The organism is Thalassorhabdomicrobium marinisediminis (assembly GCF_003072065.1).
GTDB classification, from domain to species: Bacteria; Pseudomonadota; Alphaproteobacteria; order Rhodobacterales; family Rhodobacteraceae; genus Octadecabacter; species Octadecabacter marinisediminis.
In genome coordinates this window covers 312,052-329,329 of sequence record NZ_QCYG01000003.1, presented here as the reverse complement: position 1 = coordinate 329,329, position 17,278 = coordinate 312,052, and the positions used below count along the sequence as shown (strand labels likewise).

Here is a 17,278-nt window from a genome sequence, read left to right as displayed (position 1 = left end):
GAGGGCGCCGGTTCTTGCTACACGCCCAGATAGGCCTGCAGTTTCTCGCTGTTCGCCTCGAGCCCGGTATTGGGGATCATGTCGATCACCTTGCCCTGCTCGACGATGTAATGCCGGTCCGCGACCGAGGCGGCGAAGCGGAAGTTCTGCTCCACCAGCACGATCGTGAACCCTTCGTTCTTGAGCGCCGCGATGGTGCGTCCGATCTGTTGCACGATCACCGGCGCCAGCCCTTCCGTCGGCTCATCCAGCAAGAGAAGCTTCGCTCCGGTGCGCAGAATTCGCGCGATGGCGAGCATCTGCTGCTCGCCGCCGGACAGTTTCGTGCCCTGACTGCGGCGTCGTTCCTTGAGGTTGGGGAACAGCTCGAAGATCCGCTCGACGCTCAGGCCTCCCTCGGCGATCCGCGGCGGCAGCATGAGGTTTTCCTCGACGTTGAGCGACGAGAAGATGCCGCGCTCTTCGGGGCAGATGGCAATGCCCGCCCGGGCGATCTGGCGCGGCTGCAGGTCGATGGTTTCGGTGCCGTCGTAGCACACGGACCCCGCGCGGCGCGGCAGGATGCCCATGATGCCCAGCAGCGTCGAGGTCTTGCCCGCGCCGTTGCGCCCCAGCAGCGTGACCACCTCGCCGCGCTGCACCTCGAAGTTGATCCCGTGCAACACATGGCTTTCGCCATACCAGCCGTTCAGGTCCTTGACGGCAAGAAGGCTTTCGTCACGCATGTTCGGCTCCGATATAGGCTTCGATGACTTCGGGGGCTTTCGATACGGCGGCATAATCGCCCTCGGCCAGAATTTCGCCGCGGGCCAGAACGGTGATCTTGTCGGACAGGTCGGCCACGACCGACAGATTGTGTTCGACCATCAGGATCGTGCGGTCCTTGGCGACGCGCCGGATCAGCGCTGAAATTCGCTCTACATCCTGCTGCGCCATCCCCGCCATCGGCTCATCGAGCAGCAGCATCTGCGGCTCAAGCGCCAGCGTCGCGGCGATCTCGAGCGCGCGTTTGCGGCCGTAGGACAGCTCCGCCGCCCGGTGATGCAGAAACTCGCTTAGCCCGACCTCGTCGACATAGCCCCGGGCGAGGTCGTCATACTGGCTCAGGCTCTTCTCGGAGCGCCAGAAATCGAAACTCTCGCCCCGACGCCGTTGCAAGGCGACCCGCACGTTCTGCAAAACGGTGAGATCGGGAAACACCGCCGAGATCTGGAAGGAGCGGACCATGCCCAATTTTGCAATATCCGCCGGCTCCATCCGCGTGATGTCGCGCCCCTCGAAAACGATCTTGCCGCGCGTCGGCTGCAGGAACTTGGTCAGCAAATTGAAACAGGTCGTCTTGCCTGCTCCGTTGGGGCCGATCAGCGCGTGGATCGTGCCCTCCTCAACCCTGAGGTTCACATCCTTGACCGCAACGAAGCCCTTGAACTCCTTCGTCAATCCGGTCGCTTCCAATACGATGCTCACGCTATGACCATGCCCCCGAATTCCTCCCCATTCTTTCTTGCGTACCACGGTATACCGCCGACACGCACAGACCACCCCCGCATTCTCCCGATGCCTTGAGTGGTCCGGACTCCCATCCGTCTGGCGATGTTCGCGCCTGTTTGCGCCCTTTGTCAACCGGCTTGGCTGGGTTCGCCTTCCGGTTGTGTTTGGGCTCTAACGAAGCTGTGTGGGGCGGCATTGAACGGGAGTGACTGCACCCTGCAAGCTTCGCTCTTACGTGTGGCCTAGGCTCGAGAGAGAGAGGGGGATCGACGGCATCGGCAGGTGCAAGACGGCGGATCGGAGATCAGCTCTTTTCATCTATAGATTGCGAAAGATCAGCCCTCACAGCCGTCGAACTCAGCCTGTACGGTGTGCCGTTTTTTGGTTTGGCCGATGATGATCCCGCACATCCCGGCGGTCGCACATCGCGGCCAAATCGCGTCGTTCACAAGGCCCCCGACCGGGGCGACAACGGCGGTGTGAAGGTTGCGAAGCCGGTGCCGGTGATCGCGGATCCCACGGGTCTGCGACGCCCCGCATTCCGTGCCTGAAGTTTGCGCTGCAACAAAGAGCGGGGCCGCATTTGCCTGCATTTAGGCCCCATCAGGATGGCTCCGGCGGCGATTCTGGCGGCCTGCGACATTTCGACGTGCGACGCCAAATACTCCGGGATCAGCTTGGTTCGACGAGGCCCATGTCTATCTGTGAGAGGCGGACGGACCGGCAAGAACGCACCCGCGTTCGACAGTGACAGGACGTCTGGCGACATGCCCCATGGGGGCGGGTCGCGATCGTTTGGCCCTGCACGCGAACGTGGGGTCATGTCCGCAGATCGCGGACGTTTGAGAAAGATAACGAAGGAATACACGATGAAACTGAAAACTATGGCTGCAACAGCGGTTCTGGCGCTGTCCCCGATGGTCGCAATGGCGGACACCATCGAAGTCAAGATGCTGAACCGCGGCGAAGCGGGTAGCATGGTGTTCGAACCCCGTCATGTGACCGCCGAAGTCGGTGACACAATCGTCTTCGTGCCCACGGATCGCGGCCACAATGCGGAATCCATCGAAGGCATGCTTCCCGAGGGGCAAGAGGCCTTCAAGGGCGACATCAACGAAGAAATCTCGGTCGAGCTGACCGAAGAAGGTGTGATCGGCGTCGCCTGCAAGCCGCACTTCGGCATGGGCATGGTGATGATGATCGAGGTGGGCGAGACGGAGATTCCCGAAGATTTCCTCGAAGCGTCGATGCCGCGCCGCGCCAAGCAGATGTTCGAAGAAATCATCGAAGAGCAAAGCGCCGAATAAACCCGACGGCCCCGTCGCGCGCGCCGATGTGCATCGCGCGGGGATCGAAAGATCGAAAGCCACGCCCCTTTGGGCGTGGCTTTTTCGGTTTCAGAGCCTTCGTCCGAACATCTAAAATTTGGGAAGATTTATCACCAACACTTTGCGATAGATCAATGTCCCGGATGGGGTTCCGGCGCATTCAGGGGTTGCGGATACGTAGAAAGGCCCTCGGATGACCGGGATATTCCAACCAAGTTCACCTCAGCCGACATGCGACGGATCCCTCGCTGAAGCAGGCACCGTTTGCCGTTCCGAGGGGCGGTCATGACCGCCCCCCGGTTCGTCGCCCGCATGTTTACGGCCCTGTTCCTTCTGCTCGCGGGGGTGCCGTCCATGGCGCAAACCGTGTTGGAACAGCTTCTGCCCGAGATGGACGCCGCCGCGTTGGTGGAAGAGGCTGACGGCTTCGGCGCCACCCATCCTGACATCCCGGTGATCGAGGTGCTGCAAGGCGGCGCGCAGATCGGCTGGGCCTATGTCACCTCGGATTTCGTGTCCACGACCGGCTATTCCGGCAAGCCGATCCACACCCTTGTCGCCATCGACATGGACGCGACCGTGATCGGAGTCGAATTGCTCAAACACTCCGAGCCTATCGTCCTGATCGGCATTCCCGATGCCAAGGTGCGGGCGCTGGTGGCGAATTATCGAGGGTTGGATCTGGTGGCCGAGGCCGAAGCGGGCGGGACGGGGCATCAGTTGGACATTATTTCCGGCGCGACCGTGACGATCATGGTGATCGACGATTCCATCGTGCGCGCGGGTCTGAAGGTGGCCCGCACCCTGCAACTGGGCGGGTTGGTGGCCGAGGAGGGGGCTGCGGGGCCGCAGTTCGAGCTCGACCTCAACGCGCAGGCGGCGGAAAACTGGACCACGCTTGAGGGTGACGGAACCGTGCGGCGCTTGCTGCTCGACGTGGGGCAGATCAACGCCGCCTTCGCGCAGATGGAGGATGAACGCGCGGCCCAGCGGGCCCTGACCGAAGACGCTGACACGACCTTTATCGACATGCAGGCAGCGCTTGTCTCGCACCCTGCGATCGCCGATGCGATCCTGGGCGAGGCTGAAGCCGCGAACCTTAACGCATGGCTGGATGAGGGCGATCACGCGGTGGCGATCATGGGGCGCGGCCTCTATTCCTTCAAGGGATCGGGCTACGTGCGCGGCGGGATCTTCGACCGGATCGTGCTGATTCAGGACGATTTGTCCGTGCGGTTCCGCGACCGGATGCACCGCCGGATCAACAGCATCGCCGCCGACGGCGCACCGGCTTTTGCCGAGGCCGACCTGTTCAAGATTCCGGCCGACAGCGGCTTCGATCCGACGCAGCCGTTCCGCATCCAGCTTCTGGTGCAGCGTGACGTAGGCGCGATCGAGCGGGTCTTCACCACCTTCGATCTGGGCTACCAGCTTCCCGCCGACTATATCCGCGCAGTGGCCCCATCGCCGCCCGCGCCGGCACCGCAGGGGGCGGAAGCCGTCATCGAACAGACCGAGATGCAGGCCCAACAAGCCCTTTGGAAGCGCATCTGGGCGGGCAAAACGGTCGAGATCGCGGTGCTTGTCACCATGCTCACCGTGCTCACCGCCGTGTTTTTCTTTCAGACCTTCGCCGTGCGCAACGAGCGTTATTTCTACTGGTTCCGCATCGGGTTCCTGACGGTGACGCTGGTGTATCTGGGCTGGTATGCCAATGCGCAGCTGTCGGTGGTGAACCTGATGGCGCTGTTCGGCTCGCTGGTCTCGGGTTTCTCGTGGCAGGCTTTCCTGCTGGACCCTTTGACCTTCATCTTGTGGTTCGCGGTGGCAGCGGCGCTGCTGTTCTGGGGGCGGGGGGCCTATTGCGGGTGGCTGTGTCCGTTTGGCGCGCTGCAAGAGTTGCTCAACCAGATCGCGCGCAAGCTGCGCATTCCTCAATGGACCCTACCTTGGGGGCTGAACGAACGGCTCTGGCCGCTGAAATACATGATTTTCCTTGGGCTGTTCGGGGTCTCTCTGGCCAGTGTGGAGCAGGCCGAGCGGCTGGCCGAGGTGGAGCCGTTCAAGACCGCCATCATTCTGAACTTCGTGCGGGCCTGGCCCTTTGTGGCCTATGCGGCGGCGCTGCTGATTGCCGGGCTTTTCGTCGAGCGGTTCTTCTGTCGCTACCTGTGCCCCCTGGGCGCGGCCTTGGCGATCCCGGCCCGCTTGCGCATGTTCGACTGGCTCAAGCGCTACAAGGAATGCGGTAATCCCTGCCAGACCTGCGCCCATGAATGCCCGGTGCAGGCGATCCACCCCACGGGCGAGATCAACCCGAATGAATGCATCGACTGCCTGCATTGCCAGGTGCTCTACCAGTCCGAGAAGAAATGCCCCGTGGTCATCAAGAAGATGAAGCGCCGCGCCAAGGACAGCGCAGGGCCGGACCTGTCGCGCTATGTCGGGCATCCCAACCAGACACCCCCCAAACTAACCCAACCTTGAGAGGACACGTCATGTCAGACGACAAGAAACTACCGATTTCACGCCGGGGCCTGCTGGGCGCCACGGCCGGGGGCGCGGCTTTGGCGGGCGCGTTCGGGTCGCGGGCGATGCTCGGCGGGGCCGTGGGCACCGCTGCCGTGGCCGCAGCCACCAGCGCGCGCGCCGCAGCCGGTGCCGAAGTGGCACCCGGCCAGCTTGATGAATATTACGGGTTCTGGTCCTCGGGCCAGTGTGGTGAGGTCCGCATTCTGGGGGTTCCCTCCATGCGTGAGCTGATGCGCATTCCGGTGTTCAACATCGATTCCGCCACCGGCTGGGGCATCACCAACGAATCCAAGAAGATCCTGACCGAAGGCCTGCTGCCCAAGACCAAGGAATATCTGGCCGCCAACGGGCATGAGTTCCCGCCCAACGGCGATTTGCACCACCCGCATATGTCGTTCACCGAAGGCACCTATGACGGGCGCTTCCTGTTCATGAACGACAAGGCCAACACCCGCGTGGCGCGCGTCCGCTGTGACGTGATGAAATGCGACAAGATCATCGAGATCCCCAACGCCAAGGCGATTCACGGGCTGCGTCCGCAGAAATGGCCCCGCACCGACTATGTCTTCTGTAACGGCGAAGACGAAGTGCCCATGGTCAACGATGGCAAAATCCTGGATGAGCCAGAGAAATACGTCAACTTCTACACCGCCGTGAACGCAGACGAAATGACCGTCGCATGGCAGGTCATGGTGACCGGCAACCTCGACAACACCGATTGCGACTACGATGGCAAATATGCCTTCTCGACCTCGTATAACTCGGAAATGGGGATGAACCTGAACGACATGACCGAGGCCGATATGGACCACGTGGTCGTGTTCAACATCAAGGAGATCGAGAAGGGCATCGAAGCCGGTGACTATATCGAGCTGAACGGTGTCAAGGTGATCGACGGGCGCAAGGGGCAGAACAAGAAATACACCCGCTATATCCCGATTCCCAACAACCCGCACGGCTGCAACATGGCGCCCGACAAGATCCACCTGTGCATCGCGGGCAAACTGTCGCCCACGGTCTCGGTGATCGACGTGCGCAAGCTGGACGCCCTCTTCGACGAAGACGCCGATCCGCGCAGCGCAGTGGTGGCCGAGCCGCAGTTGGGCCTCGGGCCGCTTCACACCTGTTTCGACGGGCAGGGCCGCGCCTTCACGACGCTGTTCCTCGACAGCCAGGTGGTCATGTGGGACATCGAAAAGGCCAAGCAGCTCTACAACGGTGAGGATGTCGATCCGATCATCACCAAGCAGGACGTCCACTATCAGCCCGGTCACAACTCGACCGTCATGGGCGAGACGCTGGAAGCCTCGGGCAAGTATTACCTGACGATGAACAAGTTCTCCAAGGACCGGTTCCTCAACGTCGGGCCACTGAAGCCCGAGAACGAACAGCTCTTCTCGATCGACGGCGACAGCATGACGTTGATCCATGACGGGCCGACCTTCGCCGAGCCGCACGACTCGATCCTTGTCGATCCCAGCAAGGTGAACCCGGTTTCTGTCTGGAACCGTGACGATCCGATGTGGGCCGATGTGCGCGCCCAAGCTGAAGCGGACGGCATCGATCTGGACGACTGGCAAGAGGATGTGATCCGCGACGGCAACAAGGTGCGCGTCTACATGACCAGCATCGCGCCGGCCTTCTCGCTTGAGTCCTTCACGGTGAAAGAGGGGGACGAGGTGACGGTCATCGTGACCAACCTTGACGACATCGACGACCTGACCCACGGGTTCACCATGGGCAACCACGGTGTCGCCATGGAAGTCGGCCCACAGGCCACCGCCTCGGTGACCTTCGTGGCGGCCCAGCCGGGCGTTTACTGGTATTATTGCCAGTGGTTCTGCCATGCGCTCCACATGGAGATGCGCGGCCGGATGTTCGTCGAGCCGAAGGAGGCCTGAGGCCATGCGGCGTGCCCTGTGGATCGTGTTTGCCGTGGTGATCGGAGCGCCCCTTTGGGCGGCCGAAATCCATGTCGATCCCGGACAGGGCACGCTGGCCGCTGCCATCGCCGGGGCTGCCCCCGGCGATGCGCTTCACCTGCGCGCGGGGGGCTACCTCGGGGCGGTGGTGATCGACCGGCCGCTCACGCTTGCCGGGCCGCCCGAGGCCATCATCGACGGGCAGGGTGAGGGGACGGTGGTCACCATCGACGCCCCGGATGTGACGCTGCGCGGCGTGACGGTGACCGGCTCGGGCCGCAGCAGTCAGGACACGGACGCCGGCGTGAAAATCCTGCGCGCCGCCGACCGCGCGGTGGTTGAAGACAACCGCGTTCTGGGCAACCTGCACGGCATCGACGTCCACGGCGGACACGACGCGCTCGTGCGCAACAACACCATCGAAGGCACCCGCCAGCCGCGCCTGAACGACCGGGGCAACGGAATCTACGTCTGGAACTCCCCCGGTGCGGTGATCGAGGGCAATTCCGTGCGCTGGGGCCGCGACGGCATCTTTTCCAACGCCACCCGCGCGGGGACCTATCGCAACAACCTGTTCCGCGACCTGCGTTTTGCGGTCCATTACATGTATACCAACGACACCGAAGTTTCGGGCAACGTGTCGATCGGCAACCATCTGGGCTTCGCGATCATGTTCTCGGACCGGGCCGTGGTGCGCGACAACCTGAGCCTGTCGGACCGTGACCACGGGGTGATGCTGAACTTCGCCAACAGCGCCGATGTCTCGGGCAATCTGGTGCGCGGCGGGGCGGAGAAATGCACCTTCATCTACAACGCCAACAAGAACCTGATTTATGACAACCGGTTTGAAGGCTGCGACATCGGCATCCACTTCACCGCCGGGTCAGAGCGCAACGTGCTGACCGGAAACGCATTTGTCGGCAATCGGACGCAAGTGAAATACGTCGGCACGACCGACATCGAATGGAGCTTCGAGGGACGGGGCAATTACTGGTCCGACCATCCCGGTTTTGATCTGGACGGCGACGGGATCGCCGACAGTTCCTTTCGGCCCAACGATCTGATGGACCATATTCTGTGGTCGCAACCGGCGGCGGGACTTCTGACCGGCGCACCGGCGGTGCAGCTGATCCGCTGGGCGCAATCGAGCTTTCCGGCGACCCTTCCGGGTGGCGTGGTGGACAGCGCCCCGCTGATGGAGGTGCCGGCCATCGCGGTGCCCGACGAATATGCCACGCTCGAGGCCGAAGTGGCCGGGCGCTGGAACGAAAGCGAGTGACATGACGCCGACCTTGGACATTGCAAACCTCACCAAGACGTTCGATGGGGTGAAAGCCCTTTCGGACGTGTCGCTCAGCGTTTCGCGCGGAGAGCGGGTGGCCCTGTTGGGGCACAACGGGGCGGGCAAATCCACCCTGATGAAAATCATTCTGGGGCTGATCCCGGCGGACGCGGGCCGCATCGACGTGTGCGGCAGCGCTCCGGGCGGGCCTGCAGCGCGCGCGAAGGTGGCCTACCTGCCGGAAAACGCGACGTTTCATTCCGCGCTGACCGGGCTGGAGCAGATCGCCTTCTACATGCGACTGCGCGGCGAGAGCCCCAAAGGCGCGATGGCGCTGCTTGAGCGGGTCGGTCTGGCCCATGCGGCGCGGCGGCGCATCGGCACCTATTCCAAGGGGATGCGTCAGCGCGTGGGCCTTGCGCAGGCGCTGATCGGGCACCCCAGCTTGCTGGTTCTGGATGAGCCCACAAGCGGCCTTGATCCGGTCTCGCGGCGCGACTTCTATGAGCTTCTGGACGGTCTCGCCGCCGAGGGCGCGGCAATCCTGTTGTCGAGCCACGCGCTCACCGAGGTGGAGGCGCGTACGGATCGTCTGTTGATCCTTTCGGGCGGGCAGATGGTCGCGGAAGGCACGCTGAACGCCCTGCGCCGCAAGGCCGCGCTGCCGGTGGCGATACAGGTGTCGGCGATCAACGGCTATGACGTGGATCTGCTCAGGGCCTTCCCTGACGCGATCAAGCTGGGCAACACCGTGCGGCTGACCTGCACTCAGGATGACAAGCTGGATACGTTGGCACAGGTTGCAGCCCTGCGCGACAAGGTCGCGGACATCGACGTGATCCCGCCGAGTCTCGAGGAAATCTACGCCCATTTCAGTCGGAGGTCTGGCCAATGATCGAACGGATTTACGCCACGGCCGTCACCGAAATTCACATCGCCCGGCGCAACCGCTGGGTGCTGATCGCCGTGGTTCTGATGGTGGTCTTCTCGCTTGTCCTTTCGGCGGTGGGATCGGCACCCGTGGGCGGGCTGGGGGCGGACCGGCTCTCGGTGACGGTGGCCTCGCTCACCTCGCTGTCGGTCTATCTGGTGCCGCTGGTGGCCTTGCTGATGTCCTTCGATGCGGTCGCCGGAGAGGTCGAGCGCGGGACCCTGCCGTTGCTTCTGACCTATCCCGTGGGCCGGGGCGAGGTCTTGCTGGGCAAGCTTCTGGCGCACAGCACGATCCTGATCATCGCCCTTGTGGCGGGCTACGGAGCAGCGGCGCTTATCGCGGTGGCGACGGACCCGGCGGCGGTGGCGGGGTTTGGCGCGCTTTGGCGGCTGACGTGGACGTCGGTCCTGCTGGGGGCCACGTTTCTGGGCATCGGCTACGCGCTCTCCGCGCTGGCACGCCGCGCGTCGGGCGCCGCGGGGCTGGCCATCGGCGTCTGGCTGGGTCTGGTTGTGCTCTATGATCTGGCTCTGTTGGCGGCGGTGGTCGCGGATGACGGCGGGATCTTCACGACGCAGGTCTTCCCGACCGCGCTTCTGGCCAATCCGGCGGACGCCTTCCGCATTTTCAACCTGACCGCCTCGCAGGCCACGGCGGCGGCATCGGGCGTGGGTGCTGCGGCGGGCGCATTGCCGCTTTGGCAGACGCTGTTGTCCCTGTGCCTCTGGCCGCTTGCCGCGCTGGGACTGGCCACGCTGGCCTTCAGGCGGGCCGAGCCATGACCCGCCTGCTTGCCCTGATGATGCTGCTGCTGACCGTCTCTTGCCGGGAAGAGGTGGCGCAGGACACCGCGCCCCTGCCGCTGACCGAAGCGGCGGTCGGCCATTTTTGCCAGATGAACCTGTTCGAGCACGAGGGGCCGAAAGGGCAGGTGCATCTGGCGGGGCTGCCGCAAATGCCATTGTTCTTCAGCCAGGTGCGCGATGCCATTGCCTATCAAAGGTTGCCGGAACAAAGCCATGAGATCTTGGCGGTGTGGGTGAACGACATGGGCGCGGACGGGGCCCGGTGGAGCGATCCGGGCACGGAGAACTGGATCGACGCGCGCGCCGCATATTTTGTCGTCGGTGGCGAGACAACGGGCGGCATGGGGGCCCCGGAGACGGTGCCGTTCTCGGGCCCGGAGGAAGCCGCGCGCTTTGCCGCGCGCGCAGGCGGCACGGTGATGCGGCTGGACGAGATACCGGATGCCGCCGTTCTGGCTCCGGTCGCCACCGGCCCGGACGAGGACGAGTCCGAGTTTGAACAGCGCCTGCGGGCGCTGTCGGACGCAACAGGAGATTAAGATCATGACCACACGACGCCGATTTCTGACCATCAGCGCGGCGGCTGCCATGCTGCCCCACCGGGCGCTTGCGCAGCCCATCCACACCTGGCAAGGCATCGCCCTTGGCGCACGCGCAACGTTGCGTCTGGCCCACCCGGACGCCGCCGCGATCAGCCAGCGGGTGGCGGACGAGATCGACCGGCTTGAGGATATTTTCAGCCTGTACCGCGCGCAAAGTGACCTGTCGCGGCTGAACCGTGATGGGCGTCTGGACACTCCGCCGTTCGAGCTTCTTGAATGCCTGTCCCTGGCGCGGTCGGTGCACGCGGCCAGCGGCGGGCGTTTTGATCCGACGGTGCAGCCGCTTTGGGCGATTTATGCCGAAGCCTCTGCCGCCGGACGGGTGCCGCAGGCCCGTGCCATCGCGGAGCGCGCGGTGAGAGTGGGCCTGTCGCGCGTGACCTTCGATGCGATGTCCATCCGGCTTGAGCCGGGCATGGCGCTGACGCTCAACGGCATCGCCCAAGGGTACATCGCAGACCGGATCGCCGACATGCTCAGCGCCGCGGGGCTGAAAGACATCCTGATCGACACCGGAGAGTTCCGCGCGGTCCGGGGACATCCGGACGGCCATCCCTGGCCGGTGCAATTGGCGGCGGGAGGCACGGTGCCCCTTGCCGACCGCGCCCTTGCCACCTCGGCCCCCTTGGGAACCACCTTCGATGAGGACGCAACGGTGGGGCATATCCTGCACCCCGAAACCGGGCGTCCAACGACGCTCAACTGGTCGGAAGTGTCGATTTCAGCCCCCACCGCCGCCTTGGCCGACAGCCTGTCCACCGCCGCCTGCCTGCTTGACACCCGCCGCGACATCGACGCGCTTGTCGCGCAGTTCACCGGTGCGCGGGTCGAGGCTACGGTGCCCGCCTGATCCCACCCGTTCACCGTTTCCGGGTTCAATCAACAGCCTGGCCCGCGTCCCGGCTTCGGCACGCCCGTCGATCACCACATCCGCCCGCTGCACAGGCGCAAACGTCCGTTTACATATTGCCAGACTCGATCCGATATCCGCCTCGGCGGCGCCCGGGTCGGCAACGACCTTGCCCGGTTCGTCACATGACACGCCTGGATCGTGACGCCGGCGGCCCCGCGAAGTGAATGTCCGCAGGAACCAAGGGAGCCCGCAAGCGCCAGGCATCGGCTGGCAACTTGATCCAGTGAGCATCCGGGATCGGAGAGCATGCTACAAACCCCGTGGGCTTGATCGTCGAGATTGATGTCCCTCAGGAATCCAGCCGCAGGTCGGTCAGCAGGTCCCCTATGACCTTGCAGATGTGGTGTTTTACCGGACCCAGACCCGAGGAGGCCGAGACGAGGGTGGCCACGCGGATATCGCTCAGCCCGTCTTCCAGCAAAGGCACAAAGCAGAGCTTGCCCGCGCGGATTTCGTCAAGAAACCCGATCTTCGTGTAGATGCCCACGCCGTGGCCCGCCAGAATCATTTCTTTCGCAACGAAAAGATTGTTGGAATAGACGTGGGTTTTCAGCTTGTTGGCGACGTTTGCCACCCGGTGGTCAAGGTATGAATTCCCGCCGCGCGCGTCCGTCGTGCGCACGAAACGGTTCCCCGCGACATCGACCAGCCGCACGTTCGGGCGTCCGGCCAGCGGATGATCGGGCCGGATGATGATCCCGAAGGGCGCCGACTTTTCGTTCACGACCCGCACATCCGGATGCAGATCCATCAAGAACGAGATGGCGACGTCGATCTCTCCGGCGGCGACCGACTGCATGATCACGTCCGGTTGCGCCGTCGTCACAGAAAACGAGATGTCGGGGAATTTCCTGCTGAATTGCCGCAGCGCGTCGGGCAGGATGCCGTAGGCCACGGAGTCGATGGTGGACAGTTGCAGATGGCCCGTGCGCATGTCGCGCAGGTCGTCCATCATGATCTTCGCACGCTCGAAATCGTACAGCGTCTTGCGGCAATGTTCGAGCAGGATGGTGCCCACGCTGGTCAGGGCAACCCCCTCGGGCGTGCGGTCGAAAAGCGGGGTGCCAAGCTGGGATTCCACGTCGAGAATCTTCCGGTTCACCGTTGTGGACGACACATTCAGGATCGACGCCGCCTTTCGAATCGATCCCTGTCGCGCGACTTCATCGAAATATTTCAAGAAGTTGGAGTGCATCGGCTGATCCTTCGTTTAAGGCGGTGCAATAAATGCACCACTGTTGGCAAATATTGCCCCTTCCTGCATCACCCTGCGCCGACTTAGGGTGGTCTGACAACAGGACTTTCTTACGAAACCATGAAGTCGCAAAAAATCTGGGAGATCACCATGACACGTAGGACTACCAACCAGCTCAATCGCCGCGCCCTTCTGAAGTCTGCCGGCGCCGTGGCCGGCCTTGCAGGGATGGGAACGATGATCAGCATCAGACCGGCCCGCGCGCAGGACACCTTCGATGTCACTATGCAGCTTGGATGGCTTGCCGGGAATGGTCAGATCGGTGAGGTCGTGGCCATGGAGAAGGGCTTTTACGCCGAAGAAGGTCTGAGCCTGTCAATCATGCCCGGTGGTCCCAACGTCGACGGCGTCGCCTCGGTGGCCTCCGGACGGGCCAATCTGGGCCAGATCTCTTCCAGCCCCTCGCTGATGCTGGCGCGCTCGGCCGGTCTGCCGGTGAAAGCGATCGCCACGGGCTATCAGAAACACCCGTTCACGTATTTCTCGCTCAAGAGCAACCCGGTCACCAGCCCCCAGGACATGATCGGAAAGACCATCGCCACGAACGGCACGGCGCGCATCTTGCTTGAGGCGCTTCTGGCTGCGAACGGCATCTCGGAAGATGATGTCACGGTGCAGGTGATGGGCGCCGACATGGCCCCGCTGATGACCGGACAGGTCGACGTGGTGACCGGCTGGAACACCAACACCAGCGCCATGAAAATCCTTGGCGATCAGCGCGTTGATCTGACCCTGTGGGACGCGGGCGTGCAGCTTTATGCCTATCCCTACTACGTCAATGACGAGACGCTAAACGAATACCCCGAGCAGGTGAACGGCATGATCCGGGCCAGCGCAAGGGGTTGGGGCTGGGCCTATGAGAACCCGCAGGAAGCGGTCGAGATCCTGCTCAAGCATTACCCCAACCTTGATCGCGAGGACGAGTTGGCGACGGTCGATCAGGTGCTGGGCTACGTCTTTAACGAGACCACCGCCGAGCACGGCTGGGGCTGGATGACGCCCGACAACTGGCAGCGGCAGATCACCATGTATGAAGAGCTGGGCCAGTTCGAGAATGAGCCGCCCAAGCTGGAAGATGTCATGACGATGTCGGTGCTGGAAGCAACCGCTGACACCCGGCCGAAGTTCGGAGGGTAAGGCATGTCCGCAGTGCTTGAAATCAACCCCACACAGGAGGTCGCCGGCGCCCCGGCGATCGCGGCCTCCTTGAAAGAGGCTTCGGTCAAGTTCGGGGCGTTCACGGCGATTGACCGCTTGTCGATCGATATCGAAGAGGGAGCCTTCTACACCATCCTCGGCCCCTCGGGCTGTGGCAAATCGACGATGTTGCGGCTGGTGTCGGACCTGATCCCGGCTGCATCGGGCGAGGTCTCGATTTTCGGCAAACCGACCGAAGAGGCCCGCATCGCCCGTGAATTCGCCTTCGTCTTTCAGGACGCGGCGCTGCTGCCGTGGCGCACGGCTTTGCAGAACGTCGAATTGCCGCTCGAGATCGGGCGCAAGCGGGGGATCAAGTTGCCCGTCAGCGACAAGACCCCCACCGAGCTGCTCGAGTTGGTCGGCCTGAAGGGGCGCGAGAACGCGCTGCCCAGCGAGCTGTCGGGCGGCATGCGTCAGCGCGTGGCGATTGCGCGCGCGCTGGTGTGTCAGCCGAAACTTCTCCTGATGGACGAACCCTTCGGCGCGCTGGACGAGATGACGCGCGATCACCTCAACCTTCAGCTGCTGAAAATCTGGAAGGAGACCGGCGTCACGGTGCTGTTCGTGACCCACTCGATCCCCGAAGCGGTCTTTCTGGGGCAGAAGGTGATGATGCTGCAGGCGCATCCCGGCCGTCTGCGCGAAATCGTCGACATCGACCTGCCCGAGGACCGCACAATCGAACTCCGCGATACGCAGGAATTCACCAAATATTCCGCCTATCTGCGCAAAATTCTGGAGACCTGCTAATGGCCCTTGCGAGCACAAATTCCGCCGAGCAAGTCGATATCGACATTGAAGCCCGCCGCGTGGAGCGCCGCAAGAAGATGTATGCGGCCGCCTTGCCCATCGGCACCGCAATCGCGCTGATCGTGATCTGGCAACTGGGCGTCCGTCTGTTCGACGTGCCGACCTATATCGCGCCGGCGCCTTCGGATGTTGCCTATACCTTCGTGGACAAGTTCCCGATCCTCATGGTGAACTTCTGGCCCACCTTCTACGAGAGTATTCTGGGCTTCCTGTTCGGCAATTTCTTCGCCATCGTCATCGCGATTGCCTTTGTTCACAGCAAGAACGTCGAGAAGGCCTTCTTCCCGATTGCGGTCTTCATCAACACCATCCCGATCCTGGCGATTGCGCCTATTCTCGTGCTCATCTTCGGGCCGGGCCTGACGGCCAAGGTCGTCATCGCGGCGCTGATCTGTTTCTTCCCGACGTTGGTCAACATGGTGCGGGGCCTGCAGGCCGTCAGCCCGCAATCGCTTGAACTGGCGCGGATCCTTTCGGCCTCGAAAAGCGAGATCTTCTGGAAGATCCGCCTGCCGTCCTCGCTGCCGTTCCTGTTCTCTGCGTTGCGGATCGCCGCGACCACCTGTGTCATCGGCGCGATCGTCGGCGAATGGGTCGGGGCCGACCTTGGACTGGGCGCCTTGATCATCGACTCGACGTTCAACTTCAACTCGCCGCTGCTTTACGCGACCGTCTTCATGTCCTCGGGGCTTTCGGTCTGCCTGTTCGCCGCAGTGGCCATCGCCGAACGGCTTATCATCCGCTGGTAACAGCGACCACCACCCACACCAATTCCATCATTCCGGACGGACGCGGAAGCCATCGTCACGGACACGTCAAAGGAGACTTTCAATGACCGATCAGATCAAGGAACACATCCACTCTCGCGCGGAACAGGTGCCCGTTGTTGCCGATACCGATGTCGTCGTCGTCGGGGCAGGGCCCGCAGGGGTCACCGCCGCCGTCTCTGCCGCGCGCAACGGCTGCTCGGTCACCCTGCTTGAGCGCTACCACCACCTGGGCGGCATGGCCTCGGGCGGGATGGTTCTGGTGCTCGACGACATGGTGAACGAAGGCAACGAGATCGTCACCACCGGCATCGTCGATGAATACGTCGACCGCATGGCCAAGCAGGATGGCGCGGTGTTTCCGCCGCCCGAAGACTGCCTGAAGAACTGGGAGATGTGGAAGAAGTGGTCCCGCTGGGGCTGCATCGACTTCCACAAGTCCGGGATGCCGCAGCCGATCATCCACGCGGTGGCCTTCGACCCGGACGCCTGGAAACGGGTCAGCCTTGATCTGGTGCGCGATGCCGATATCAACCTGCGGACCCATTCGTGGTTCTCGGAGGCGCTGGTCGAGGATGGCCGCGTGACCGGGGTGATTTGCCAGACGAAACTGGGGCGTCAGGCGATCCGCGCCAAGATGGTGATCGATGCCTCGGGCGATCTGGACGTGGCCTCTTCGGCCGGCGCGTCCTTCCACGAGGGGCAGTATATCGTGACCACGGTGTTCCGCCTGTCAGACGTTGACACCGACCGCGCAGAGGCTTTCGAATACGAGAACCCCGAGGAATACAAGCGCCTCGACCGTGAGGCCCGCCGCGTGATCGGGGGCGCCTGGGGCATGTGGTGGCTGAAAACGCCGCTGCCCGGCATCGTCTGGTGCAACTGCCCGCACATGCCCGGCTATGACGGCCTGTCGCCCGAAGGCATGGTCGCCGCCGAATACGAAGGCCGCGAGCGGATGATGAACCTGCTGGCCTTTGCCCGCAAGAACATCCCGGGCTTCGAGAACGCCAAGATGCTGGGTGCTGCCGAACAGATGGGCATCCGCCAGACCCGCCTGCTGCAAGGCGAATACGTGGTCACCAAAGACGACGTGCGCAGCCGCCGCCACTTTGCCGACAGCGTGTGCCGGGGCCGTGACTACTACACCCCGTACCGGGCGCTGCTGCCCAAGGGGCTCGACAACCTGATCGTCGCGGGGCGGCACTATTCGGTTGAATCCGAAGCGCAAAAGCAATCGCGCGAGATTCCGCCCTGCATGGCGCAAGGCGAAGCCGCAGGCGTCGCCGTGGCCAAGGCGCTCGAGGCGAACTGCGCGCTGCGCGATGTCGATGTGACCGCGATCCAGAAACAGATGCGCGCCCAGGGTGCGGATCCGGGCGACGTGCCCTCGGCCAACGCACTGGTCGAAGAAAAAGAAACAGTTGGTGCTTAAG

General features: G+C 63.2%; 15 protein-coding genes. 12 read left to right on the top strand and 3 right to left on the bottom strand.

Annotation, left to right across the window (positions count from 1 at the left end; translation table 11 throughout):
- Nucleotides 1-17: 17 nt before the first annotated feature.
- Both DC363_RS06130 and DC363_RS06125 read right to left on the bottom strand, forming a co-directional pair.
- Nucleotides 18-725, bottom strand: a complete 708-nt coding sequence (locus tag DC363_RS06130) for an ABC transporter ATP-binding protein (protein WP_108640244.1) — start codon at nt 723-725, stop codon at nt 18-20.
- Entirely contained in the window at nt 718-1,467 is a 750-nt protein-coding gene (locus DC363_RS06125; RefSeq protein WP_108640243.1) for an ABC transporter ATP-binding protein, read from the bottom strand. Before DC363_RS06125 ends, DC363_RS06130 begins: the two co-directional genes overlap by 8 nt.
- Before the next feature lie 893 nt (nt 1,468-2,360).
- On the opposite strand from DC363_RS06125, the gene DC363_RS06115 reads away from it, so the two are divergent.
- From DC363_RS06115 to DC363_RS06080, 8 genes are all read left to right on the top strand, one after another.
- Nucleotides 2,361-2,798 carry a pseudoazurin gene (locus DC363_RS06115; RefSeq protein WP_108640241.1) on the top strand — a complete coding sequence of 146 codons (438 nt, stop codon included), beginning with the start codon at nt 2,361-2,363 and terminating at the stop codon, nt 2,796-2,798.
- Between the two features lie 306 nt (nt 2,799-3,104).
- Nucleotides 3,105-5,306, top strand: a complete 2,202-nt coding sequence (locus tag DC363_RS06110) for a NosR/NirI family protein (RefSeq protein WP_108640240.1) — start codon at nt 3,105-3,107, stop codon at nt 5,304-5,306.
- An 11-nt stretch (nt 5,307-5,317) separates the two neighbouring features.
- Complete coding sequence (gene nosZ, locus DC363_RS06105) at nt 5,318-7,252, top strand: TAT-dependent nitrous-oxide reductase (RefSeq protein ID WP_108640239.1); 1,935 nt, start codon at nt 5,318-5,320, stop codon at nt 7,250-7,252.
- Nucleotides 7,253-7,256: 4 nt separating this feature from the next.
- A complete protein-coding gene (locus DC363_RS06100; protein ID WP_108640238.1) occupies nt 7,257-8,552 on the top strand; it encodes a nitrous oxide reductase family maturation protein NosD in 1,296 nt (431 codons plus the stop codon).
- A gap of 1 nt (nt 8,553) precedes the next feature.
- Nucleotides 8,554-9,450 (top strand): ABC transporter ATP-binding protein, encoded by an 897-nt coding sequence (locus DC363_RS06095; protein WP_108640237.1) that lies wholly within the window; start codon nt 8,554-8,556, stop codon nt 9,448-9,450.
- Entirely contained in the window at nt 9,447-10,271 is an 825-nt protein-coding gene (locus tag DC363_RS06090) for an ABC transporter permease (protein ID WP_108640236.1), read from the top strand. Before DC363_RS06095 ends, DC363_RS06090 begins: the two co-directional genes overlap by 4 nt.
- Entirely contained in the window at nt 10,268-10,834 is a 567-nt protein-coding gene (locus DC363_RS06085; RefSeq protein ID WP_108640235.1) for a nitrous oxide reductase accessory protein NosL, read from the top strand. Before DC363_RS06090 ends, DC363_RS06085 begins: the two co-directional genes overlap by 4 nt.
- A 4-nt stretch (nt 10,835-10,838) precedes the next feature.
- Nucleotides 10,839-11,747, top strand: coding sequence for an FAD:protein FMN transferase (locus DC363_RS06080; protein ID WP_108640234.1), 909 nt, complete (start codon nt 10,839-10,841; stop codon nt 11,745-11,747).
- A 352-nt stretch (nt 11,748-12,099) separates the two neighbouring features.
- On the opposite strand, the gene DC363_RS06075 is transcribed toward DC363_RS06080, so the two are convergent.
- Nucleotides 12,100-13,005, bottom strand: coding sequence for a LysR family transcriptional regulator (locus DC363_RS06075; protein ID WP_108640233.1), 906 nt, complete (start codon nt 13,003-13,005; stop codon nt 12,100-12,102).
- Between the two features lie 150 nt (nt 13,006-13,155).
- On the opposite strand from DC363_RS06075, the gene DC363_RS06070 reads away from it, so the two are divergent.
- From DC363_RS06070 to DC363_RS06055, 4 genes are all read left to right on the top strand, one after another.
- Entirely contained in the window at nt 13,156-14,202 is a 1,047-nt protein-coding gene (locus DC363_RS06070) for an ABC transporter substrate-binding protein (protein ID WP_108640325.1), read from the top strand.
- A 3-nt stretch (nt 14,203-14,205) separates the two neighbouring features.
- Nucleotides 14,206-15,015 (top strand): ABC transporter ATP-binding protein, encoded by an 810-nt coding sequence (locus DC363_RS06065; RefSeq protein ID WP_108640232.1) that lies wholly within the window; start codon nt 14,206-14,208, stop codon nt 15,013-15,015.
- Entirely contained in the window at nt 15,015-15,824 is an 810-nt protein-coding gene (locus tag DC363_RS06060; RefSeq protein ID WP_108640231.1) for an ABC transporter permease, read from the top strand. The genes DC363_RS06065 and DC363_RS06060 overlap by 1 nt, the downstream gene beginning before the upstream one ends.
- A gap of 82 nt (nt 15,825-15,906) precedes the next feature.
- Nucleotides 15,907-17,277, top strand: a complete 1,371-nt coding sequence (locus DC363_RS06055) for an FAD-dependent oxidoreductase (protein WP_108640230.1) — start codon at nt 15,907-15,909, stop codon at nt 17,275-17,277.
- Nucleotide 17,278 lies beyond the last annotated feature (1 nt).